22 protein-coding genes are annotated in these 22,459 nt (G+C 69.7%); 15 read left to right on the top strand and 7 right to left on the bottom strand.

All coding sequences use genetic code 11. From position 1 onward, the window contains the following. Positions 1 to 52: 52 nt before the first annotated feature. Positions 53 to 697 carry a DNA-3-methyladenine glycosylase gene (locus VN461_19045; GenBank protein HXB56867.1) on the bottom strand — a complete coding sequence of 215 codons (645 nt, stop codon included), beginning with the start codon at positions 695 to 697 and terminating at the stop codon, positions 53 to 55. 44 nt (positions 698 to 741) lie between these two features. Between VN461_19045 and VN461_19040 the strand changes: the two genes are divergently transcribed. Next, positions 742 to 1,479 (top strand): response regulator, encoded by a 738-nt coding sequence (locus tag VN461_19040; protein ID HXB56866.1) that lies wholly within the window; start codon positions 742 to 744, stop codon positions 1,477 to 1,479. A gap of 71 nt (positions 1,480 to 1,550) precedes the next feature. Continuing rightward, complete coding sequence (locus tag VN461_19035) at positions 1,551 to 2,357, top strand: hypothetical protein (GenBank protein ID HXB56865.1); 807 nt, start codon at positions 1,551 to 1,553, stop codon at positions 2,355 to 2,357. On the opposite strand, the gene VN461_19030 is transcribed toward VN461_19035, so the two are convergent. Next, the gene (locus VN461_19030) at positions 2,354 to 2,773 is read right to left on the bottom strand and encodes a hypothetical protein (protein ID HXB56864.1); all 420 of its coding nucleotides are present in this window, start codon (positions 2,771 to 2,773) and stop codon (positions 2,354 to 2,356) included. The two genes, VN461_19035 and VN461_19030, sit on opposite strands and share 4 nt — an antisense overlap. 201 nt (positions 2,774 to 2,974) lie before the next feature. On the opposite strand from VN461_19030, the gene VN461_19025 reads away from it, so the two are divergent. The 3 genes from VN461_19025 (at position 2,975) to VN461_19015 (ending at position 6,278) form a co-directional block, all read left to right on the top strand. Further along, positions 2,975 to 3,412, top strand: coding sequence for a cupin domain-containing protein (locus VN461_19025; protein HXB56863.1), 438 nt, complete (start codon positions 2,975 to 2,977; stop codon positions 3,410 to 3,412). 52 nt (positions 3,413 to 3,464) lie between these two features. Beyond that, positions 3,465 to 4,481, top strand: a complete 1,017-nt coding sequence (locus tag VN461_19020) for a cytochrome D1 domain-containing protein (protein ID HXB56862.1) — start codon at positions 3,465 to 3,467, stop codon at positions 4,479 to 4,481. A 114-nt stretch (positions 4,482 to 4,595) separates the two neighbouring features. Beyond that, positions 4,596 to 6,278: a GDSL-type esterase/lipase family protein gene (locus tag VN461_19015; protein ID HXB56861.1), complete on the top strand. Its 1,683-nt coding sequence runs from the start codon at positions 4,596 to 4,598 to the stop codon at positions 6,276 to 6,278. A gap of 13 nt (positions 6,279 to 6,291) precedes the next feature. Here VN461_19015 and galK read toward each other — a convergent pair whose 3' ends face one another. The 3 genes from galK to VN461_19000 are packed head-to-tail and all read right to left on the bottom strand — an operon-like array spanning position 6,292 to position 9,372. Beyond that, complete coding sequence (galK, locus tag VN461_19010; GenBank protein HXB56860.1) at positions 6,292 to 7,437, bottom strand: galactokinase; 1,146 nt, start codon at positions 7,435 to 7,437, stop codon at positions 6,292 to 6,294. Next, the gene (locus tag VN461_19005) at positions 7,434 to 7,652 is read right to left on the bottom strand and encodes a hypothetical protein (protein ID HXB56859.1); all 219 of its coding nucleotides are present in this window, start codon (positions 7,650 to 7,652) and stop codon (positions 7,434 to 7,436) included. The genes galK and VN461_19005 overlap by 4 nt, the downstream gene beginning before the upstream one ends. A 10-nt stretch (positions 7,653 to 7,662) precedes the next feature. Further along, positions 7,663 to 9,372 carry a sodium:solute symporter family protein gene (locus VN461_19000; GenBank protein ID HXB56858.1) on the bottom strand — a complete coding sequence of 570 codons (1,710 nt, stop codon included), beginning with the start codon at positions 9,370 to 9,372 and terminating at the stop codon, positions 7,663 to 7,665. A 53-nt stretch (positions 9,373 to 9,425) separates the two neighbouring features. Here VN461_19000 and VN461_18995 point away from each other — a divergent pair, with 53 nt between their 5' ends. Both VN461_18995 and VN461_18990 read left to right on the top strand, forming a co-directional pair. Beyond that, positions 9,426 to 10,451 (top strand): UDP-glucose--hexose-1-phosphate uridylyltransferase, encoded by a 1,026-nt coding sequence (locus VN461_18995; protein ID HXB56857.1) that lies wholly within the window; start codon positions 9,426 to 9,428, stop codon positions 10,449 to 10,451. Positions 10,452 to 10,494: 43 nt separating this feature from the next. Continuing rightward, positions 10,495 to 12,480, top strand: coding sequence for a glycoside hydrolase family 97 protein (locus VN461_18990; GenBank protein ID HXB56856.1), 1,986 nt, complete (start codon positions 10,495 to 10,497; stop codon positions 12,478 to 12,480). Positions 12,481 to 12,502: 22 nt separating this feature from the next. On the opposite strand, the gene VN461_18985 is transcribed toward VN461_18990, so the two are convergent. Then, positions 12,503 to 13,819: an MFS transporter gene (locus VN461_18985; protein HXB56855.1), complete on the bottom strand. Its 1,317-nt coding sequence runs from the start codon at positions 13,817 to 13,819 to the stop codon at positions 12,503 to 12,505. Positions 13,820 to 14,269: 450 nt separating this feature from the next. Here VN461_18985 and VN461_18980 point away from each other — a divergent pair, with 450 nt between their 5' ends. From VN461_18980 to VN461_18945, 8 genes are read left to right on the top strand one after another with little or no spacing between them, the layout of a single operon-like run. Continuing rightward, a complete protein-coding gene (locus VN461_18980) occupies positions 14,270 to 15,037 on the top strand; it encodes an SDR family oxidoreductase (protein ID HXB56854.1) in 768 nt (255 codons plus the stop codon). Next, the gene (locus tag VN461_18975; GenBank protein HXB56853.1) at positions 15,034 to 15,888 is read left to right on the top strand and encodes a fumarylacetoacetate hydrolase family protein; all 855 of its coding nucleotides are present in this window, start codon (positions 15,034 to 15,036) and stop codon (positions 15,886 to 15,888) included. The genes VN461_18980 and VN461_18975 overlap by 4 nt, the downstream gene beginning before the upstream one ends. Beyond that, the gene (locus tag VN461_18970) at positions 15,885 to 16,274 is read left to right on the top strand and encodes an L-rhamnose mutarotase (protein HXB56852.1); all 390 of its coding nucleotides are present in this window, start codon (positions 15,885 to 15,887) and stop codon (positions 16,272 to 16,274) included. The genes VN461_18975 and VN461_18970 overlap by 4 nt, the downstream gene beginning before the upstream one ends. After that, positions 16,271 to 17,167 (top strand): amidohydrolase family protein, encoded by an 897-nt coding sequence (locus tag VN461_18965; GenBank protein ID HXB56851.1) that lies wholly within the window; start codon positions 16,271 to 16,273, stop codon positions 17,165 to 17,167. Before VN461_18970 ends, VN461_18965 begins: the two co-directional genes overlap by 4 nt. Continuing rightward, positions 17,164 to 18,159, top strand: coding sequence for a substrate-binding domain-containing protein (locus tag VN461_18960; protein ID HXB56850.1), 996 nt, complete (start codon positions 17,164 to 17,166; stop codon positions 18,157 to 18,159). Before VN461_18965 ends, VN461_18960 begins: the two co-directional genes overlap by 4 nt. After that, positions 18,144 to 19,658 (top strand): sugar ABC transporter ATP-binding protein, encoded by a 1,515-nt coding sequence (locus VN461_18955; protein ID HXB56849.1) that lies wholly within the window; start codon positions 18,144 to 18,146, stop codon positions 19,656 to 19,658. The genes VN461_18960 and VN461_18955 overlap by 16 nt, the downstream gene beginning before the upstream one ends. Next, a complete protein-coding gene (locus VN461_18950) occupies positions 19,655 to 20,608 on the top strand; it encodes an ABC transporter permease (protein HXB56848.1) in 954 nt (317 codons plus the stop codon). The genes VN461_18955 and VN461_18950 overlap by 4 nt, the downstream gene beginning before the upstream one ends. A 16-nt stretch (positions 20,609 to 20,624) precedes the next feature. Further along, positions 20,625 to 21,410 carry an SDR family NAD(P)-dependent oxidoreductase gene (locus tag VN461_18945; protein HXB56847.1) on the top strand — a complete coding sequence of 262 codons (786 nt, stop codon included), beginning with the start codon at positions 20,625 to 20,627 and terminating at the stop codon, positions 21,408 to 21,410. A gap of 102 nt (positions 21,411 to 21,512) precedes the next feature. Here VN461_18945 and VN461_18940 read toward each other — a convergent pair. Beyond that, the coding region (locus VN461_18940) for an alpha-L-fucosidase (protein HXB56846.1) at positions 21,513 to 22,459 on the bottom strand (947 nt) is incomplete at its 5' end.

Genomic DNA, 22,459 nt, shown 5'->3' with positions numbered 1-22,459 from the left:
GAGCTTCCAGCTTACACCAGGGGCGCGATCCGCGGCGCGTCCCAGGGACGAGTCAGGCTCGTTCCCCGCGCGGGGGTGCGGGCGCCGCCCGCCGCCGGCGCGGGCGGGCGAAACGGGGCGAGGAGACGGCGGGGCTTGCGGGATCGAAGAAGCGCAGCCGCTCCTCCGCGGCGAGGCGGACGCCCACGCGCGGAGAGACCTTAACCTCCGCCGGGGCCCGTCCCGCCCGCAGGGTGAGGGCGGCGTCGGAAGCGAAGAGGTTGGAGCCGGAGAGGCGGGTGTCGATTCCCAGCGCCCGGCAGAGCCGCCCCGGCCCGCGGCAGGAGAGGCGGGGCAGGGGAGTCAGGGGGAGGGGCTCCGCGGCCCGGATCAGCACGCAGCCGGGCACGCCCGGCCGGTCCGCGGTCAAGTTGAGGCAATGGTGCATGCCGTACACGAAGTAGACGTAGATGGTTCCGGTCGGACCCCAGAGCGGATCCGTGCGGGGCGTGCGGCCGTGGAAGACGTGGGCGGCGGGATCGGACTGTCCGAGGTAGGCTTCGGTTTCCACGATCCTTACCGCGAGCGCCTGCCGGCCGCGCCCCGACACGAGGATCTGTCCCAGGAGGCCCCGCGCCGCCTCCGCGGGAGGCTTCGTGAGCAGCGCCCGCAGGCGCTGCCGCTCGCGACCGCGCGGAGGGTCTCGGAGCCGGGGCATGGCCCGCAGTATAGGGTGGGGTCCTCCTGGCAGTAGCATAGGGCATGGTCAACTCGGGCCGCTCCGGAGGGGGTACTGCCCTCGACACTGCCCCCGAGCGGTTGGTCCTCCTGGTGGAGGATGAGCCCCAGATGCGCCGTTTCCTGCGCGCGGCCCTCGTGGGGCACGGTTACCGCCTCGCGGAGGCGGAGACCGGAACCGCGGCCCTCACCGAGGCCGCCACCCGGAACCCGGAGGTGGTCCTCCTGGACCTGGGTCTGCCCGACATGGACGGAATCGAGGTCACGCGACGGCTGCGCGAGTGGTCGCAAATACCCATCATCGTGATCTCGGCCCGGGGCCAGGAAAAGGACAAGGTGACCGCGCTCGACGCGGGGGCGGACGATTATCTGACCAAGCCCTTCGGAGTGGACGAGCTGCTGGCCCGCATGCGGGTGGCCCAGCGCCACCACGAGGCCCTCGCGGGCGGAGACGAGAAGGCGGTTTTCACGCGCGGCGAGATCCGGGTGGACCTCGCCCGGCGGCAGGTCTTCGTGGGGGGCGAGGAGAAGCACCTCACGCCCACGGAGTACCGCCTCCTGGCCGCCCTCGTGCGCAACGCGGGGAAGGTCCTGACCCACCGCCACCTGCTCAAGGAAGCCTGGGGCCCGGCCTACGCCTCCGAGACCCAGTACCTGCGCGTCTACATGGGCCAGCTCCGCCACAAGCTGGAGCCCGATCCCGCGCGGCCGCGGTACCTGGTCACGGAGCCCGGTGTCGGCTATCGGCTCCGGCTGGAGTAGGGACCTAGGAGCGCCGCCAAAGCCGGCTCCCCCCGGCCGGCCGCCCCGCTCTCGGGTAGGATTGCGGCAAGGTGCACCGCGTGGTCCTCATCGACTGGAGTCCGCCGCTCTCGGCCGCCCGCCATGCGCGGTGGCTCAGGGATGCGGGCTACCTCGTCGAGGTCCGGGCGCCCCAGAATGGCGGCGAGATCAAACCCCTGCAGGACCGCCCGCCCTACGCCTTCGTGATCGATCTCGGCCGCCTCCCCTCCCAGGGGTGTGGAGTGGCGGTCTTGCTTCGTCAGCGGCGCGCGACGCGCGGGGTGCCCATCGTCTTTGCCGGGGGCGAGCCGGAGAAGGTGGCCCGGGTCCGAGGCCTCCTGTCCGACGCAACCTACGCGGAGTGGCGGGGGATCCGCGGCGCCCTGAAACGAGCGCTGACCGCGCCTCCCGCGCGCCCCCTGGTCCCCTCCACGATGGCGGGGTACTCCGGCACGCCCTTGCCGAAGAAGCTGGGCTTGCGACCGGGCAGCCTGGTCGCCCTTCTCGGCGCCCCGCCGGGCTTCGAGCGGAAGCTCGGTGCCCTCCCGGACGGCGTTTGTCTGCAGAGGCGGACCCGGCCACGCCCCCGCGTCATCGTCCTTTTTGCCCTCTCCCGGGCGGACCTGGCCCGGCGCTTTCCCGCTCCCGCCCGTGCTCTTTCGGAAGGCGGCGCGCTCTGGATCGCCTGGCGGAAAAAGGCCTCGGGCGCAAAGACCGACCTCGACGAGCGCGCGGTTCGCGAGTTCGGGCTCCAAGCCGGGTTCGTCGACTACAAGATCTGCGCGATCGACGAGACCTGGTCGGGCCTGTGCTTCGCGCGGCGCTCAACCGTCCCTCGCCCCCGGCCGGTCGGCTAGGGCGCGGGGGACGGGGTGCGGAGCCACTCCTCCACCACCCGATGCTCCTCCGCCACCTTTAGCCGGCGCAGGAGAGGCTCCGACTTCGACCGCACCACGGCGGCACGGTCGAAGGGGAGGCGCTCGTACATCTGGCCGCCCGGGAAGTGGCAGGGCATGCAGCATCGCTCGAGGATCGGCTGGACGCGGCTCCGGAAAGAGTCGTCACCCGAGCTCCTCGCGGCGAGAGCCACCGGGCTGGGGGCGGTTGCGCTGGGCGTACCCGCGGGGGCCGGCGTGGGCGCGCTCTCCGCGGGCGGGCGGGCCGCGGTCTCGGAGGCCAAGGGGGTACGGGACGGAGCCGCCCTGGGCAGGCAGGAGACGGTGCCCGTGATCAAGAAAATGACCGCCGCGACCTCGAGCGGCCGTGAACTCATGGGAGCTCTTGCTGCAATCAACTATAGGTCACGCCCGTGGCGAGCGCTCGCAAATAAGTGTAAATAGCGTCCTCGGGGGATCCCGCCTCCGGCGAGGCGGCTCGTCCGAGGCCCGGGTGGAGCCGCGCCGCGGGGGTGCTCGCTTTTGGCGGTACACTCTGCACTCCCCCGGAGCCCGGGTGAATCAGTGGAGGTCCGGTCATGAAGCCCCTCAGCCTTTCCGTGATTCTTGCCGCCTCCGCCCTGGCTTCGGCCGACGGACCCGCGAAGCCAGCCGTGATGGGCTCGGCCGCCGTCGCCTGGGAGGACATCGTGGCCAAGCCGGCCAAGGGTCTGTCTCGGCCCGTGTTTCAGGCCCCCACCGCCACCCTGGACGAGCTTGAGGTCCACGTGACGACCCTGCCCCCCGGCGAAGCGCCCCATCCCCCCCACAAGCACCCGGACGAGGAGATCATCATTATCAAGGAAGGCACGGTCGAGGCCATCGTCAACGGCGAGACCCGCCGGCTGGGGGCGGGCTCCGTCATCTTCCAGGCCGCCGGTCAGCTCCACACCATAAAGAACGTGGGCGACGTACCGGCCGTGTACCACGTGATCAAGTGGAACTCCCCTGGCATGCTCAAAGCCCGGCAGGGGTAGGGGACCCGGTGGGGCTTCGCGCGACCCGGGGGTCAGCTACGGAGGAGGTTCCATGCCGCGGATCGGGCTCCTGTTGTTTCTTGGCTTGGCCATGACGACCGCGGAGGGGCCGCCTCCGATCAAAGCGTCGAGCCCCCCCGGGGGCCTGCTGCTGGTGGCCAACAAGGGCGACCACACCCTGGGGATCATCGATCCCCAGCAGAGCCGCCAGCTGGCCACGGTAGAGGAGAGCGGCGTCACCGGGCACGAGGTGATCGCCTCCCCGGACGGGCGCACCGCCTACGTGCCCATCTACGGCGACTCCGGCGTGGGGCGGCCGGGGACGGATGGGCAGACCCTGGACGTGATCGACATTGCGTCCGGGCGCCGCCTGGCCACCATTGACTTCGGCCGTCCCGAGCGGCCCCACTGTCCCCTGTTCGGGACCGACGGTCGGCTCTACGTCACCACCGAGCTCACGAACACCGTGACCGTGATCGATCCCAAGACCCGCCAGATCGTGGAGCGGATCCCGACCGGCCAGCCGGAGTCGCACATGCTGGCCCTGACCCGGGACGGCAAACGCGCCTACACCTCGAACGTGGGCGTGGGCACGGTCAGCGCCATCGACCTCGTGGCCCGGAAGGTCTCGGCGGTCATACCCGTCTCCGGCCGCGCCCAGCGCATCTCCCTCTCCTTGGACGACCGCTGGGTGTTCACCGCCGACCAGACCCAGCCGCGGCTCGCGGTCATCGACACCGCCACCAACCAGTTGAAGGAGTGGGTGAGCCTCCCCGGCATCGCCTACGGCACCGCCCCCACCCCGGACGGCCGTCGGCTGCTGATCACCCTCCTCGGCGTCAACGGACTGGGTGTGCTCGACCTGCCGTCCCTGAAGCTCTCGCGCACCATCAACGTGCCGCGGACCCCGCAGGAGGTGGTGGTGCGGCCGGACGGCCGGTTTGCCTACGTCTCCTGCGACCACAGCCACCAAGTGGCGGTCGTGGACCTGGAGACATGGAAAGTCGAGCGGCTGATCGAGGCGGGGTCGTTGGCGGACGGGTTGGCGTGGGCGGTCGCCCGCCCGTGAGCCCGCAAACGCGAAGCCGCGCTCGGGAGCGGTGACCCCCCCGCCCCCGGTGGCGAATCGGGCTGGCCGCCTTTGGGCGGGGCAGAAAGGACTCGTATGGGACAAGGTCGCAGGATGGGAAGACTCGCACTCGTGGCCGCTCTCGCCGCCATTCCCTCGGGCCCGGCCGCGGCGGGGAGCATCCCTTGTGGAGCCGCTCGACCCGGCCTGGAGCTGATCTCCAACGCGGAGGGGCTGGTCATCGCCCCCGACGGCACCATCTATTTCTCGCAGCCCTTCGTGGGCCCGAACACGCAATACCTGGGCCGCTACCGCCCCCCCTATGACCAGCCCCCGGAGACGCAGTGGGTGGACATGGGGGGCACCAATGCGCTCGGGATCGCCCTCGATCCCCAACGCAAGGTACTCTACGCGGGCTCGCGGACCCTGAAGAAGCTGCTCCGCGTGACCCTGACCGACCCCCCCACCCTGCGGCCCCTCGCCGACGTCGAGGGGGGCATCAACGGGGTCACCCTGGGCGAAGACGGGGCGGTGTACTACAGCGATCAGGACGGCGGCCATCTCTACCGGGTGGACCCCGAGGGGGCGAAGACCCGCGTGACGGCCAGCCCGATCACGGAGCCCAACGGGATCGCGTTCGGCCCCGACGGCAAGCTCTACGTGGTGTCCTGGGCGACCACCGAGGTGACGCGCCTGGACCTTGCGAACGGCGTCGAAACGGGCCGCGTGCTGTTCGCCACCCTTCCCCAGGTGAAGGGGGACGGGATCGCGTTTGACGCCCGGGGCCGCGTCTACGCGACGGCCTCCTCGACCCTCTACGAGATCAGCCCCGACGGCAAGGAGGTCCATCCGCTCGGCCGCACCGCGGGCGCGAACATAGAGTTCGGGGCGGGGGCCCTCGCCTGCACGGACATGTACATCGCCGGTGTCGGGCAGGGGATCCGCCGGTTCCAGCACGACACGGCGGGCCTCGACGTTCCGTGGCACCGCCCGGCTCCCTCCCCCCCCTCCCCCCCGCCGGCCCCGCCCGTCATCGCCTTTCCCGGCCAGTACGCTTCCTCGCCCCCGGACTGGAGGTTCCCCGTGTGGCCTTCCGGGTGTCGCCGCTTTCCCGGGGAAGAGAAGGCCTGCCTCGAGTTCGTGGCCCTCGACTACGGCCGGCTCTCCCGCTACGCCGCCGCCAACGCCGCCCTCGGCCCGCCCCGCCCCCGGGAGGCCAGGGTCGTCTTCTTCGGGGACTCCATTACCGACAACTGGTCCAAGGCGGGCTACGGGGGCTTCTTCCCCGGCAAGCCCTACCTGAATCGGGGGATCGGCGGCCAATCCACGTCGCAGATGCTGCTCCGCTTCCGGGCCGACGTGATCGGGGTCAAGCCCAAGGTGGTCGTGATCCTGGCCGGGACCAACGACATCGCCGGGAACTCGGGTCCGGTCGCGCTCGACGTCGTCGAGCAGAACTTGTCCAACATGGCGGAGCTGGCGCGGGAGCACAACATCCGGGTCGTGCTCGCCTCCCTCCTGCCCGTGTCCGACGACAAGCGGGACCAGAGGGGCGCTCCCATCCTGCGCACCAAGGACCGGCCGCCGGAGAGTCTGCGCGCGCTCAACGCGTGGATGACCGCCTACGCCTCCGCGACGGGGGGGGTGTACCTCGACTATTTCTCGTCCATGGCGGACTCCAACGGGGCCTTCAAGCCGGAGCTGAACGACGACGGCCTCCATCCGAACGCGGCGGGCTACGCGGTGATGGCGCCGCGGGCGGAGAAGGCAATCTCGGAAGCCCTGGCCCGCCGCTGAGCGGCGAGGGGAGTTAGGCGAGGGCCTCGAGGGAAGCGCCCCCGGCCGGCCGGCAGACGTAGGCCTGGGGCGTGAGGCCGGTGCGCTCCCGGAAGGCCGCCGAGACCCGAGCCGAGAAGGCTTCGGCTTCCTCCCCCCGCACCAGGGCGATCGCGCAGCCCCCGAAACCGGCCCCCGTCAGGCGGGCCCCGTAGGCCGCGGCGTCGCTTTGGGCGCAGGCGACCATCGCCTCCAGAGCCGGGCTCGAGACCTCGAAGTCCTCGCGCAGGCTCTGGTGGCTGGCGTTGAGGAGCCGGCCCAGGGTGGCGGCGTCCCCGCGCCGCATGGCCTCCGCCGCGGCCAGCGTGCGCGCGTTCTCGGCCACCACGTGCCGGGCCCGCCGAAGGACCGTGGCCTCGAGCGCGACCTCCGATCGGGCCAGCTGCTCGGCGGTCACATCGCGCAGGGCCTTCACCCCGAGGCCCCGCGCCGCCTCCTCGCACTGGGCGCGCCGCTCGTTGTAGGCCGAGTCCACGAGGGCCCGGCGCGTCGAGGTGTCGAGGACGACCACCGCTGCCGCCGGGGGCAGCGGCACCGGGGTCGTGGCCAGGGATCGGCAGTCGATGAGGAGGGCGGAGCCCGCGACCGCGGCCGCGGATGCGAGCTGGTCCATGATCCCGCACTTCATCCCCACCCAGGCGTTCTCGGCTCGCTGGGCCACCAGCGCCATCGGCCTCGGCTCCCACGGGAGGGCGCTGCTGGCGGCGAGGGCGCGGGCCGCCGCGAGCTCGACGGCGGCGGACGAGGAGAGCCCCGCCCCCATGGGCACGTCGCCCCCGAGCACGCCGTCGAACCCGCGCAGGGAATGCCCCTCCTCGCCCAGCGACCAGGCGACGCCCTTCACGTACTCGGCCCAGGCGGGGCCCGTCTTGGAGAGCCCCTCCAGATCGAACTCGGTGGCCTGGTCGAACTCCAGGGAGAGAAGGTGCACGCGCCCGTCGGGGCGGGGCCGGAAGGCGATCCAGGCCGCGCGGTCGATGGCCATGGGGAGCACGAAGCCCTCGTTGTAGTCGGTGTGCTCGCCCACGAGGTTCACGCGGCCGGGGGCCCGGGCGAGCCAAGCGGGCCGCCCGCCAAAACGAAGCGCGAAGGCCTCCCCGACCTCCGGGGGCAGGCTCACGGCCCGCCCTTGTCGCGCCCCTCCTTCCGCGCGCGCGACCGGCCCAGGTACAGCATGGCCGCCCCGAAAGCGAGAAGGACCGCCCCCCAGTCGAGGTTGACGTTGATGCCCAGCGAGCGCGCATACAGGGAAGGGTCGGAGACGAGTCCGTAGCCCGTGAGCAAGGCGCCCAGGAGTAGGAAGAGGAGGCCGATGGGGAGGCGGATGTCCAGCATGACTCTCCCCCTACCAGAAGACGGCGTTGAGCAGGATGGCGAGGAGGAGGATGACGACGCCCAGCCCCTCCGGCCGCTTCCAGAAGGCAACGTGCTCGTCCTCGGCCCGGGGGGTGAGGGCGTAGACGAGCCCCTTCAGCTCGGCTTCGCTCTTGGTGGGGCGGGTCATGAGGGAGATGACGATGGTCAGGGCGAAACAGGTCGTCCACGCGCAGATCGCGGTCCAGAAGTTCTGGGCCATCTCGCTGGGGTAGGCGCCATAGGCGCCGAGCCAGCCGCCCTTGATTCCCGCCATCGCGTGCGCAGGGAGGGTCAAGCCATGGTGGAGGGCGGCGGCCAGGGTGCCCAGGAGCAGCCCAAAGAAGGCGCCGTGCCCGGTGGCCCGCTTCCAGAACATGCCGAGCAGGAAAGTCGCGAAGAGGGGGGCGTTGACGAAGGCGAACACGAGCTGCAGGAAGTCCATGATGTTGTTGAAGCGGGTGGCGAGGTAGGCAGTGGCCACGCTCAGGAGCACCCCGAACACGGTGGCCATGCGCCCGACCCAGAGCAAGTGGACATCGGAAGCCTGGCGGCGGATATAGCCCTGGTAGATGTCGTAGGTCCACACGGTGTTGAAGGCGGTGACGTTGCCCGCCATCCCCGACATGAAAGAGGCCATGAGGGCGGTCAGGCCCAGCCCCAGGAGCCCGGGCGGGAAGTAGTGGGCCAGCATCATGGGCATGGCGAGGTCGTAGTCGAACCCCTCGCCCTTGCGGGGGAGGGCGAATCCGCTGTCCCCCGTGAAGGTGAGGGCGATCGCGATCATGCCGGGCAGGATCACGAGGAAGGGAAAGAGCATCTTCGGGACGGCGGCGATGAGCGGGGTCCGGCGGGCCGCGGAGAGCGATCGCGCGGCCATGGCCCGCTGGACGACCAAGAAGTCGGTGCACCAGTAGCCGAAGGAGAGCACGAAGCCGAGCCCCATCACGAGGCCGAACCACTCGACGCCCATGGGATTCGCCTGCGGAGTTGTCAGGTGCGACCAGGACTGGCTCCAGGCCCCGGGGGCGAAGCCGTTCGCGACCGCGACCCGGGCCAGGCGGGAGTCGAGCCCGGCCCAGCCCCCCACGTCCTTGAGGCCCAGGAAGACGAGGGGGAGGAAGCCCAGGACGATCAAGAAGAACTGGAGCACCTCGTTGTAGATGGCGGAGGTGAGGCCCCCCAGGTAGATGTAGAGGAGCACGATCAAAGCCGAGATCCAGACGCTGAAGTTGAAGTCCCAGCCGAGCACGATCTCCAGCAAGCGGGCCAGCGCGTACATCGAGATCCCCGAGGAGAAGACGGTCATGGTGGCGAAGGAGACCGCGTTGAGCCCCCGCGTCTTCTCGTCGAAGCGCAGCTTCAGATACTCGGGCACGGAGCGCGCCCGCGAGCCATAGTAGAAGGGCATCATGAAGACACCCACGAACACCATGGCCGGGATCGCCCCCACCCAGTAGAAGTGGCTGGTGGCGATGCCGTACTTGGCCCCGGAGGCGGCCATGCCGATGACCTCCTGGGCGCCCAGGTTGGCGGAGAGGAAGGCCAGGCCCGCGATCCAGGCCGGGATCGAACGCCCGGAGAGGAAGAAGTCCTCGCTCGTCTTCTGGTGGCGCCTCAGCGCCCAGCCAATCCCGAGCACGAAGGCGAAGTAGAGGCCGAGGATGACGTGGTCGACGAGGGCGAGCTTAATCCCCGTCATGGCGGCAGCGATCCTAGCACGCGGCCCGGTTAGAATCCCCCCTGGGCGCGGGGGTGCGCCCCGAGGTCCTGGATGTGATCGGCCCGCATCGCCGCTACAACCCGTTGCTGGAGGAGTGGGTGCTGTGCTCGCCGCAGCGCCTCTCGCGGCCGTGGGAGGGAAGGGTGGAGGCGACGCGGGAAAGCCCTCTGCCCCCCTACGACCCGGAGTGCTATCTCTGCCCGCGCAACCTGCGGGCGAGCGGCGAGCGCAACCCCGACTACACCGCGACCCACGTCTTCGACAACGATTTCCCGGCGCTACTTCCGAGCGCCTCCCCGGAGACCCTGGACGAGGACGGGTTGCTGGTGGCGCGCCCAGGGCGCGGCCTCTGCCGCGTGCTTTGTTTTTCCCCCCGGCACGATCTCACCCTCGGCGAGATGGAGGTTGGCGCGATCCGCTCGGTCGTGGACGCCTGGGCGGAGGAGGTGGCCAGGCTCGGCGGGCGCGACTTCATCCAGTACGTCCAGGTCTTCGAGAACAAGGGCGCCATGATGGGCTGCTCCAACCCGCACCCGCACTGCCAGGTTTGGGCCACGGGGCACGTGCCCCAGATCCCGGCCCGCAAGACGGCCACCCAGCGCGGGTACCTCGAGGCCCAGGGCCGCGATCTACTCGGGGCCTATCTGGAACGCGAGCGGAGCCACGGGGAGCGCATCGTCTGGGGCAACGACCACTGGACCCTTCTCGTGCCCTTCTGGGCGGTGTGGCCGTTCGAGACCATGCTCCTCCCGAGCCGGCGGGTGCCGGACCTGCCGTCGCTCCTTCCCCCCGAGCGCGATGCCCTCGCGGAGGCGCTCAAGGAGCTGAACCGGCGCTACGACGCTCTCTTCGGGACCGCCTTCCCCTACTCCATGGGCTGGCACGGCCGACCCAGCGATGGGGGCGAGCATCCGTACTGGCGCCTCCATGGCGTCTACTTCCCGCCCCTCCTGCGCTCGGCCACGGTGCGGAAGTTCCTGGTCGGGTACGAGATGACGGCGGAACCCCAGCGTGACCTGACCCCGGAGGAGGCGGCCGAGCGGCTGCGCAACCTCTAGAGCCGGGGCGTAATCACGTACGAGGACCAGGAGATCCGATCCCATGAAGCTTGCGGTTCCAGAGTCGGTCATTCGCTGGCGGGGAGTTCTCATCGGCGTGCTCTTGGTCTCGGCGAACGGGAGCGTTCAGGCGGCCGCCCCCCAAAGCCTAAGCTCGCCGGACGGCCGTCTTGAAGTTCGCATCGAGGCGGGCGACCGTCTGCGTTGGAGCCTCCTCCTCCGGGGCCAGCCCCAGCTCCAGGACGCCACTCTGTCTCTCACCGTTGATCAAGAGACGTTGGGCCTGGCCCCCCGGCTGAGCGCGGCCAGGCGGCAGAGCGTCGAGCACGAGATCGAAGTCCCCGTGCCCCGGCGGGCCGCCCGGCTGCGGGAGCGGTACAACGAACTGCGCCTGGAAATGCGCGGCGGCTACGCGGTCATCTTCCGAGCCTACGATGAGGGGGTCGCCTACCGTTTTGAGACCGCGCTGCCCGCTTCCGCAGTGAAGGTCCGCTCCGAGGAAGTGGGCCTCCGCTTTGCCGGAGAGGGCCAGGCTTATTACCCCCAGGAGGAGAGCTTCTTCTCCCACAACGAGAGGCACTATCTCCGCCTTCCCCTGAAGGACATCGCGGAGACGCAGATTGCCTCCCTGCCCGCCGTGGTGGAGCTCGCGGGGGGGATCAAGATCGCGCTCGCGGAGTCGGACGTCGAGGACTATCCGGGTCTCTGGCTGCGCGGCACCAAGGGGAATGGCCTCGCGGGAACGTTCCCGCCCTACCCGCTCGAGGAGAGGCTGGAGCGGGACCGCGACTACCGGGTGACCAAAGCCGCCGAGTACATCGCCCTCACCCGCGGCCACCGCCGCTATCCCTGGCGTGTCTTCGGCCTTGCGGAGAAGGACGAGGATCTCCTCACCAACTCCCTTGTCTACCTGCTGGCTCGGCCCTCTGCGATCGGTGACACCTCCTGGATCCGCCCCGGCAAGGTGGCCTGGGACTGGTGGAACGCGAACAATCTCTACGGCGTGGACTTCAAGGCCGGCCTCAACACCGAGACCTACAAGTACTACATCGACTTCGCCTCCCACTACGGCATCGAGTACGTGATCCTGGACGAAGGCTGGTACCCCCTGGGTGACCTGCTGAAGGTGGTACCCACCATAGACATGGAGACCCTTCTGGCCTACGCCAAGGAGAGAAACGTTGGCCTGATCCTGTGGGTGGTGTGGAAGACGCTCGACGACCAATTCGAGGCCGTCCTCGACAAGTTCGAGAAGTGGGGCGTCAAAGGGCTGAAGATCGATTTCATGCAGCGGGACGACCAGAAGCTGATGAACTTCTACGAGCGCACCTGTCGGGAGGCCGCGAAGCGGAAGCTGCTGGTCGACTTTCACGGGGCGATCAGGCCCGCCTTAATGACCCGCACCTGGCCGAACCTGCTGACCACGGAGGGGGTACTCGGTCTGGAACACTCCAAATGGAGCGCGAACTCGGATCCCCAGCACGCGGTCACCCTGCCTTTCACCCGCCTCTTCGCGGGCCCCATGGACTACACGCCGGGGGCCATGCGCAATGCCGCCCGGAAGAGCTTCGTGCCTGTCTTCGACCAGCCCATGAGCCTCGGCACCCGCTGCCAGCAGCTCGCCATGTACGTCGTGTACGAGAGCCCCCTGCAGATGCTGGCGGACACGCCCTCCAGCTACCTGCGCGAGTCGGAGATCATGGAGTTCCTGGGACCGGTCCCCACCGTCTGGGAGGAGACGCGGGTCCTGGCCGCGAAAATGGGCAGCTACGTGGCCGTGGCTCGGCGCCGAGGGCGCGACTGGTGGGTCGGCGCCATGACCGACGAGAGCGCGCGCGACCTGGAGCTGGACCTCTCGTTTCTCCCCCCCGGGCGCTTCGGACTGGACTCCTACCAAGACGGCGTGAACGCCGGCCATTGGGCGAGCGACTACAAGCGCGTGAAGGGGGAAGTGGACCGGACCACCACGCTCAAGGTCGGGCTCGCGGAGGGCGGGGGGTTCGCGGCGCGGCTGTCTCCACTTCCCTGAGCCCCCTGACCCCGGGTCGGGCTCAGAGCCCCGCCACCCCCCCTTGCCGGCCGGGGCGGTCGACCTTCAGCTCCGGCAGGAGACAGGCCAAGAGGGCAGCGGGGAAGAGCAGGAAGCCGGCGTAGAGCAGGGCCAGGCGGAAATCCCCCACCTGCGCGAAAAAGCCGAAGAAGACGGTGCCCAAGGCGGCCACGATGCGTCCGATGTTGTAGCAGAAACCGGCGCCCGTGGTGCGAAGGAGGGTCGGGAAGAGGGGCGGCAGGTACATGGTGAAGAGCGCGAAGACGCCCGAGAAGATGCCGATGACGGCCAGCCAGAAGATCAGGGAGGCGTGCTCGCGGGGGACGGCATAGGCGGCGCAATAGGAACCGAACAGGCCGAAGCAGGTGAGGGCGATGGCGCGACGGTAGCCGAGCCAGTGGGCAAGGAGGCCGGCCAGAAAGTTCCCGAAGCACGAGGCCACGATCACGATGAAGAAAGACCGGCTGACGAGCTGCTCGACGCGAGCCGTCGGCCAGCCTGCCACCTCGGGCAGGTTCCGCAGGTGCTGCTGGTTCCAGAACAGAAAGGCCCACCAGGCGCTGAGGGTCAAGGAGCAAACGAGGATCGTCTTCAGGGTGACGGCACGCACCTCGCCCGCGAAAAGCGCGGAGACCGGCGGCCGCACGTGGCCCGCCCTGGACTTGGCCTCCCGCCACTCCGCGGGCTCGGGTACGGCCCGGCGGATCCAGAAAACGAGGAGGGCGGGGGCAACCCCAACCAGGAAGACCCAGCGTGGGTTCTGGTCCGCCATCAAGTAGACGGTGACGCAGGCGAGAAGGGTTCCGATGTTGACGCCCAGCTGCAGGACGGCGGCGATCCAGGGTCCCCACCGGCGCGGCCAGGTCTCGGCCAACAGCGAAGAGCCCACCGCCCACTCGCCTCCCACCCCGAGCGCGGCCAGGAAGCGGAAGGCCAGGAGGTGCCACCAAGTCTGAGCGAAGGACGAGAGCCCGGTGAAGAGGGCGTAAGTCCCGATGGTCAGGCTCAGCGCGCGGCTGCGCCCCAGAAGATCGCCCAGCCGGCCAAAGAAACCCCCGCCCAGCGCCCAGCCGATGAGAAACGCGGCCTGGATCCAAGAGCTGTACCGCTTGACCAGGGGATCGGCGGGGCTTGCTGCCTGAAGGAGCTGCATCACGAACGGCGCCGCCACGAGCGTATAGAGATGCATGTCCAGGCCGTCGAACAGCCAGCCCAGCCAAGCCGCGATGCCGGACTTCCACTGCTCGGGCCGCAGGGTCCCCAGGCCCTGAACCTCGGCCCCGTCTGCCCAGGGCGGAGCCGGGCCGGTGGCCGTCACAGGCGTCGCGCAGGAGGAACGGTTCGCGCCTGGCCCCCGGCGGGAGTGGCCCGGGGGACACTCGGGGGGAGGGGGTGAGCGCAGGCGCGAAAGGCTCCGGGGATGGCGCTCACCGCCAGATCAAGCGCGACCGCGTCGATCAGCAAACGCCGCCCGAGCGCCAGCCGGCGGTGCATGATGGCCCGACGGACGGCTTGGCCCGGCGAGATTCCGTCTCGATTCGTGGTCGCCATTCTGCCCGTGGGCGCGGATGCAACCACGGCTCTCGGCCGCGGCCCCGCGGCACATATGGTATATGCTTCCGCGCCGCGAGCCCTCGCGGGCGTGCCTCCCCTGCATGGACGTCCCGTCTTGCGCTCGGCCCCGCCCCGCCGGAGGGGGGCGGGAGGTCGCTTCCGCCGCCGGGAGTCTGGTGGTACGGTTCACGCCGTAGCGGGAGACGAAGAGGCCATGTTCCGTCTGGACGGCAAGGTTGCGGTGGTGACGGGCGCCGGCTCGGGCATCGGGCGGGCGATCGCCCTCCTCTTTGCCCGCCAGGGGGCGCAAGTGGGGGTGCTCGACCACAACCCGACCACGGCCCAGGCCACCACCGAGAACATCCGCGCCGCCCAGGGTAAGGCGGCGACCCTGGTTTGCGACGTGGCAGACGCCGTTCAGGTGGAGGCGACGTTTAAGCGAGCAGTCGCGGAGCAAGGGCTGATCGACATCCTCGTCAACAGCGCGGGCGTCGCCCACGTCGGGAGCGTGCTCAGCACCACCGAGGAAGAATTCGACCGCGTCTACCGTGTCAATGTGAAGGGCGTTTACCTGTGCTCCCGGGCCGCCCTCCCGCACATGCTGACGAAGGGCGCAGGCGTGATCCTGAACCTGGCCTCCATCGCGTCGCACATCGGGCTCCCCGACCGGTTTGCCTACTCCATGAGCAAGGGCGCAGTCCACACCATGACCATGTCCATCGCCACGGACTACATGAAGAAGATCCGCTGCAACTGCATCTCACCCGCCCGCGTCCACACCCCCTTCGTGGACGGTTTCCTGGCCAAGAACTACCCGGGGCGGGAGAAGGAAATGTTCGAGAAACTCTCGGCCTCCCAGCCCATGGGCCGGATGGGCACGCCGGAGGAGGTGGCACTTCTGGCCCTTTACCTCTGCTCGGACGAAGCCGCCTTCGTCACCGGCCAGGCCTATCCTATTGATGGAGGTGTCTTGGGCACATGAAGCTCATCCGCTTTGGCGAGCCGGGCCGGGAGAGACCGGGGGTGCTGCTCGGGGACGGCGTGCGGGTCGACGCGTCCGGAGTCGGCTCTGACTACGACGAGGACTTTCTGGGTGGGGGGGGGCTCTCCCGCCTCCCGGCCTGGCTGGACAAGAACGCGGGCTCCGCGCCGCGCGTGGACGCCCGCGTCCGGCTCGGGGCTCCCCTCCGGCGGCCCAGCAAGATCGTCTGCATCGGGCTCAACTTCCGCGACCACGCGGCGGAGACGGGCGCGGAGATCCCCCGGGAGCCGGTCATCTTCTTCAAGTCCACGACCGCGTTGGTCGGTCCCAACGACCCTCTGGTCATCCCTCGTGGGGCCTCCAAGGTGGACTGGGAGGTCGAGCTGGCGGTTGTCATCGGCAAGACGGCCCGCTACGTGGAGGAGGCAGAAGCCTACGAGTACGTGGCGGGTTACGTGCTCCACAACGATTACTCGGAGCGCGCGTTCCAGATGGAGCGGGGCGGACAGTGGGTGAAGGGCAAGAGCGCGGACACCTTCGCCCCCGTGGGCCCGTTTCTCGCCACCCGCGACGAGATCCCCGACCCCCACCGCCTCGAGATGTGGCTGAAGATCAACGGCGTGTACCGGCAGCGCAGCACGACCGCGAACATGATCTTCGGGGTCCCGGCCCTGGTCAGCTACGTGACCCAGTTCATGACCCTCCTGCCCGGCGACGTGATCAGCACGGGTACACCGGCCGGGGTGGGCCTAGGAATGAAGCCGCCGCAATATCTGCGCGCCGGCGATTTCGTGGAGCTGGGCATCACCGGCCTGGGGGAGTCGCGCCAGGAAGTGGTGGCTCCCCGGTGAAGAAGCGGGACCTCTTCACCCTCGACCTCAAGGATGATCCCTCCGCCATCGCCGCCTATAGGAAGCATCACCGTGCGGTCTGGCCGGAGGTGCAGCGGAGCCTGCGTCGGGTCGGAATCCGGAACATGGACATCTACCTGCTAGACCGGCGCCTGGTGATGGTGCTGGAGACCCCGGGCCGCTTCGACCGTCGGAGGGCTTTCGCCCGCCACCTCCGTTCCCACCCGCGCTGCGCCGAGTGGGAGAAGCTGATGAAGACTTTCCAGAAGAGGCCGCCGGGGGCGCGGCCCGGGGAATGGTGGGTGCGCATGGAGCCCGTGTTCCACCTGGGGGGGAGGGACGGCCGCGGCGCGGGCACCTCGCGGCCAAGGCGCCCCCACCCGTGACCGCGGGTCCGGGGCCGCCCGCGGACGGTCCGGCCCTTCGCCCTCCCCGCATCGACGCCCACCAGCATTTCTGGCGGTACGACCAGCAGGAGTACGCCTGGATCGATGAGCGGATGGGAGGCTTGCGACGCGACTTCCTGCCCGGGGAGCTCAAAGGGGAGCTGGACCGCGTCGGCTTCGATGGCTGCGTGGCCGTCCAGGTCCGCCCGAGCCTGGCCGAGACGCGATGGCTGCTGGAGTTGGCGGACCGCCACCCCTTCATCCTGGGCGTGGTCGGCTGGGTCGACCTGCAGTCGCCCGCGGTGCGCGGGGAGCTCCAGGAATTCGCCCCCCATCCCAAACTGGTGGGCGTGCGGCATGGGGTGCAGGACGAGCCCGACCAGTCGTTCCTCCTCCGGCCCGAGTTCGCGCGCGGGGTGGCCCTCCTCGAGTCTTTCGGGTTGGCCTACGACATCCTCATCTACCCTCGCCATCTCCCGGTCGCGACCGAGTTCGTCCGGCGCTTCCCGGGCGTCCGCTTCGTGCTCGACCATGCGGCCAAGCCCGAGATCCGGAAAGGCGAGCTCCGGGCCTGGGCACGTGATCTATGCCTTCTCGCTTCTCTTCCCAACGTGGTGTGCAAGCTGTCCGGCTTGGTCACGGAGGCGGATTGGGACCGCTGGACCCCCGAGGATCTGGTGCCCTGCCTCGAGGTCGCCTTCGACGGCTTTGGGCCCCAGCGGCTCCTCATCGGGTCCGACTGGCCGGTGTGCACGCTGGCCGCCGACTACGCCCGCACCCTGGGGGTGGTGATGGATTATCTCGGCCCCCGCCCGGGGGCGGAGGGCGACGCCGTGCTCGGCCTGAACGCCCTGCGCTTCTGGAACCTCGCCCGGCAGGAGGGAAAGACATGAACGAGACCCTGAGGAAGGCGGCCGCGGTCGTGGCCCTGCTCTTGGCGGGCGCCTGCGGGGGAGGCCGCCGCGACAAGGACAAGCTGATCCTGGCGGTGATCCCCAAAGGCACCTCGCACGTCTTCTGGCAGAGCATCCACGCGGGCGCCAGCAAGGCGGCGGCGGAGCTGGGGGTGGAGGTCATCTGGCGCGGGCCCCTGCGCGAGGACGACCGCGACTCCCAGGTCTCCGAGGTCGAGGGGTTCATCAGCCGCGGGATCTCGGGCATCGTCCTCGCCCCCCTGGACGAAACCGCGCTCGCCCGGCCGGTGGCGGCGGCGGCCAAGAGCGGGATCCCGGTGGTGATCATCGACTCCGGCCTCAAGGGCGAGGGCTACGTCAGCTTCGTGGCCACCGACAACGAGAAGGGCGGCCGCCTGGGCGGCGAACACGTGGCCCGGGTCCTGGGCGGCAAGGGCAAAGTCGTGCTTTTGCGCTACGCGGAGGGCTCCGACAGCACCAACAAGCGCGAGGAGGGGTTTCTGGAGGTGATGAAGGAGAACCCCGGCCTCGAGGTGGTGAGCTCCAATCAGTACGGGGGGTCGGACGTGGAGAGCGCATACAAGAAGGCCGAGGCCATTCTCTCCAACTACAAGCAGCCCGACGGCAGCCTCGGGCTGGGCGGGATCTTCTGCCCCAACGAGTCCACCGCCTTCGGCATGCTGCGCGTGCTCCAGGACAACGGCTGGGCGGGGAAGGTGCACTTTGTGGGCTTCGACGCCTCTCCCAAGCTGGTCAAGGGGCTGCGCGACGGCCACATCGACGGGCTGGTCCTCCAGGACCCGGTGCGCATGGGCTACCTCGGAGTCAAAACGATGGTGGCCCACCTCCGGGGGCAGACGGTCGAGAAGCGCATCGACACCGGCGTCCACCTGGCCACCCGCGAGGTCATGGACCAGCCGGAGATGAAGGAGCTGCTCTCCCCTGACCTCTCGAAATGGCTGAAGAACTAGGGGCCGCCGGGCCGCGCTTCGCCATGCGGGGCATCCGCAAGGCGTTCGGCGCCACCGCGGCCCTGGATGGCGTGGACCTGGCCGTGCGCGGGGGTGAAGTCTGTGCACTGGTCGGCCAGAACGGGGCCGGGAAAAGCACGCTCATGGGGATCCTGGCTGGCGCGCTCGCCCCCGACGCGGGGGAGATGCGCCTGGACGGTGAGCCCTTCCGGCCGCGCAGCCCGCAGGAGGCCCGCCGCGCGGGTGTGGCCATGATCTACCAGGAGCTCTCGCTCGCGCCCCATCTCACGGTGGCAGAGAACATCGTGCTGGGAGAGGAGCCCACGCGGCTCGGCCTGCTGCGGGGGGAAGAGATGCGAGACCGGGCCCGGCGGGCGCTCGAGCAGCTCCAGCATGCGGACATGCCCCTTCAGGCCGTGGTCGGCGCCCTGTCCCTCGCCGAGCAACAACTGGTGGAGATCGCGCGCGCCTTGGCCGGCTCCTGCCGGATTCTGGTCCTGGACGAGCCCACCAGCAGCCTGGGCCGGGAGGACGTCCAGCGACTCTTCGCGCTCATCGCCCGTCTCAAGGGCCAGGGGCAGGCCATTGTCTACATTTCCCACTTCCTCGAGGAGGTCAAAGAGGTCGCCGACCGCTTCGTGGTCCTGCGAGACGGGAAGAACGCGGGCGGGGGCGAGACCGCGCCGGTGAGCGCGTGTGAGATCGGCGGCATGATGGTGGGTCGCCCCGTGGACGACCTGTTCCCCCGGTCGCCGCGCCGGGCCGGCGAGGTGGCCCTCGCTCTTGAAGGCTTCGGAGCGAGCGGGGCGACCCTCACCCTCCGGCGGGGTGAAGTGCTCGGCATCGCGGGCCTGCTCGGCGCCGGCCGAACCCGGCTACTTCGCGGGATCTTCGGCCTGGCCCCGGTACGGGAGGGCACCGTTCGCGTGGCCTCCTACACGGGCCATCCCTCCCCGGGACGGAGCTGGCGGGAAGGGGTGGGCTTCCTGAGCGAGGATCGCAAGGAGGAAGGGCTGGCCGCAGGGCTGTCCGTCGCCGACAACCTGACCCTCTCCCGCCTAAAGGGACTGGGCCCGGGGCCGTTCGTCCTCGCCCGGGCCCAGGAAGCGGCGGCCCGGGACTGGATCGGGCGGCTCGGCATCCTTTGCCGGAGCCCCGGGCAGCCGGTGGGGGAGCTGTCGGGCGGCAACCAACAGAAGGTCGCTTTCGCACGGCTTCTCCACCACGACGTCGACGTGCTTCTCCTCGACGAGCCGACGCGCGGAATCGACGTTGCCAGCAAGGCGCAGATCTACGGCCTCATCGACGCCCTCGTCTCGGGGGGTCAGGGCCGGTCTCCGAAAGCGGTTCTGCTCGTGAGCAGCTACATGCCGGAGCTTCTCGGCCTTTGCGACCGGATCGCCGTCATGCACCGGGGCCGGCTCTCCGCCGCCCGGCCCGCGGAAGCCCTCGATGAGCACCGGTTGATCCTGGAGGCGAGCGGGGCGGGAGCGGCATGAAGGCCCGGGATCTCCTCTCCCGGAGCGGGCCCTTCCTGGGCCTGGTGGGGGTGTCGGTTCTCTTCGGCTTCCTGATCGGACCCGGATTCTTCCGGCCCGCCAACCTGGACCTGATCACGCGCCAGACCGCGATCGTGGGCATCGCCGCCCTGGGCATGACCCTGGTCATCGCCGCCGCCGGGATCGACCTCTCGGTGGGGTCCACCGTCGCCCTCTCCACGATCGTGATCGCACTCTTGCTCCGTTCCCAGGTGAGCCCGGCCTTGGCGGCCCTGGCCGCGGTGGGCGCGGGTGCGCTCTGCGGGCTCTTGACCGGACTGCTGATCACGCAGCTGAAGCTCGTTCCCTTCATCGTGACCCTGGGGATGATGCTGCTGGTGCGGGGCGCGGCCAAGGGGTTGGCGCAGGAGCAACGCTTGGAGGCGCCGGGAACGTGGCTCAACGACCTCCTGCGGACGCTGCCCGCGGGCGAAGGCCTGCTCGTGCCTTTGGGGATCTGGACGTTCCTCACCCTCGCGCTGCTGGTGGCGGGGGTGCTGGGCTACACGCGCTTCGGGAGGCACCTGCTCGCCATCGGCTCCAACGAGCGGACGGCGCGATTGTGCGGCGTGCCCGTGGAGGGGTGCAAGATTGCGGTCTACACCATCGCCTCCGCGCTCGCCGGGGTGGCGGGGGTGATGGAGTTCGCGAAGCTCTCGGTGGGGGACCCCACCGTGGGCATCGGCCTCGAGCTGGACGCGATCGCGGCCGTGATCATCGGCGGCGGCAGCCTCACGGGCGGGAAAGGAACGGTGTTCGGGACCCTGGTGGGGGCGGTCTTGATGACCGTGATCCAGATCGGCTGCTCGCAGGAGGGACTGCCCAACTGGGTGCAGCAGATTGTCACGGGCGGGGTCATCGTGGCCGCCGTGACCCTCGACCGTTGGCGCCAGGGCCTGCCCGGCAGCTGAGGCGGGGGAGAAGCCTATGCGCTACGCGGACAAGGTCGTGGTCGTAACGGGGGGCAGCAAGGGGATCGGCGAAGGCTGCGTGCGCGTCTTCGTCGAGGCGGGGGCCAAGGTGGTGTTCTGCGCCCGGGGCCGGGCGGGGGGCGAGCGGCTGGCCCGGGAGCTAAACGCGCGGGGCCCCGGGGAGGCGCACTTCGTTCCCGGCGATGTCTCCCGGGTCGAGGAGATCGAGAGCCTGATCAAAAAGGCGGTCGAGCGCCACGGCCGTCTCGACTGCCTGATCAACAACGCGGGCTGGCATCCCCCCCACAAGCCCATCGACGGCTTCTCGGTGGAGGAGTTTCGCTCCCTGCTGGACCTGAATCTGGTGAGCGTCTTCGCGGCTTGCAAGTTCGCGCTGCCCCACCTGCGCAGAACCCAGGGCAACATCATCAATCTCTCGAGCCTGGTGGGGAGCATGGGCCAGCTCCACGCCACGACCTACGTCGCGACCAAGGGGGCGATCACGGCCTTCACCAAAGCCCTGGCCGTGGACGAGGCCGCCTTCGACGTTCGCGTCAACTCCGTCTCTCCGGGGAACATCTATACCCCCCTCTGGCAGGAAGCGATCGACGCCGCCCCCGATCCCGCGCAGTGCCGGGCCGACGGGGAGGCCGCGCAGCTCCTGGGGCGCATGGGTACCATCGAGGAGACCGGAAGGCTATGCCTTTTTCTGGCCGCGGAGGCGACCTTCACGACCGGTGTCGACCACATCCAGTCCGGGGGCGCGGAGCTTGGCTACGGGCGCAAGACGCGCAAGAGCTAGAGGCGCCCTCCTCCCGGGGAGCGCCATCCCCCTCGTCGGGTGCTCGCCGTGGGCGCGACCGCCCTCGGCCCACGGCTCCGGGGGGAGGGAACCGCCCAACCCCTACCGCTCGACTTGTTCTCCCTCGAACTCAACCACGACCACGGTGGCGGTGGCATCGTAGAACGGCCGCGGAATCACCAGGAGCGTGCGTCCGTCCTCTACCTTGGTCTCGACGGCGACGCCGTCCGCGAGGCGATAGACGCGCCCGATCTTGTTCTTGATGGCGGGAAGGGGGAAGGGCACGCGCGGCTCCTCGAAAAAGGTGAGGTACAGCTTTCCCGGCTTGGTCGTCACCCGCCATTCCTTGCGGACCAGGAAAAGGGGCTGGCCGCGCAGATCCCGGGTGCCCCGGGCGCTGGGCTCGCCCAGCTCATCCCCGAAGGGAGTCGGCCCGGCGCCGTAGACGGCCTCGCCGTTGGTTTTCAGCCAGCGTCCGACGGTGCGCAGCACGTCCTGGCTGGGGGGAGGGAGGACGCCCTCCGCCGTGGGTCCGACGTTGAGCAGGTAGTTACCGCCCTTGCTCACGATGTCCAGGAGCTTGAAGATGATGTCGCCGGGCGCCTTCCAGTCCTGATCGTCTTTCCGGTAGCCCCAGGTGTGGTTGATGGTGGCCGGAGTCTCCCAAGCCTGGGCCTGCACCTCGGGGGGGATCACGTTGTCCCCGGTGGTGAGGTAGTCGCCGGTGGCCCCGAGGCGGCCGTCGATGAGGCAGTCGGGCTGGAGGAAGCGGACGATGTCGGTGAAGCGCTGGGCCCGCTCCCCCGTCATCATGCGAGGGGTATCGAACCAGACGAGAGCGACGGGCCCGTAGCCGGTCAGGAGCTCGCGCACCTGCGGCTCCGCCTTCCCGCGCAGATACTTGTCGAAGTCCTTCCGCTCGTCGGGGCCGAAATCCCAGTCGTTGCCCGCCCCGTTGGGCTCGTGCCAGTCCTGGGCCTGCGAGTAGTAGAACCCGAGCCGCATTTGGTGGCGCCGGCAGGCCTCGGCCAACTCCTTGAGCACGTCGC

It is taken from the genome of Vicinamibacteria bacterium, assembly GCA_035570235.1.
In the GTDB taxonomy this organism is placed as follows: Bacteria; Acidobacteriota; Vicinamibacteria; order Fen-336; family Fen-336; genus DATMML01.
The sequence above is the reverse complement of the archived record's forward strand: the minus strand, read 5'-3'. Positions and strand labels throughout refer to the sequence as shown.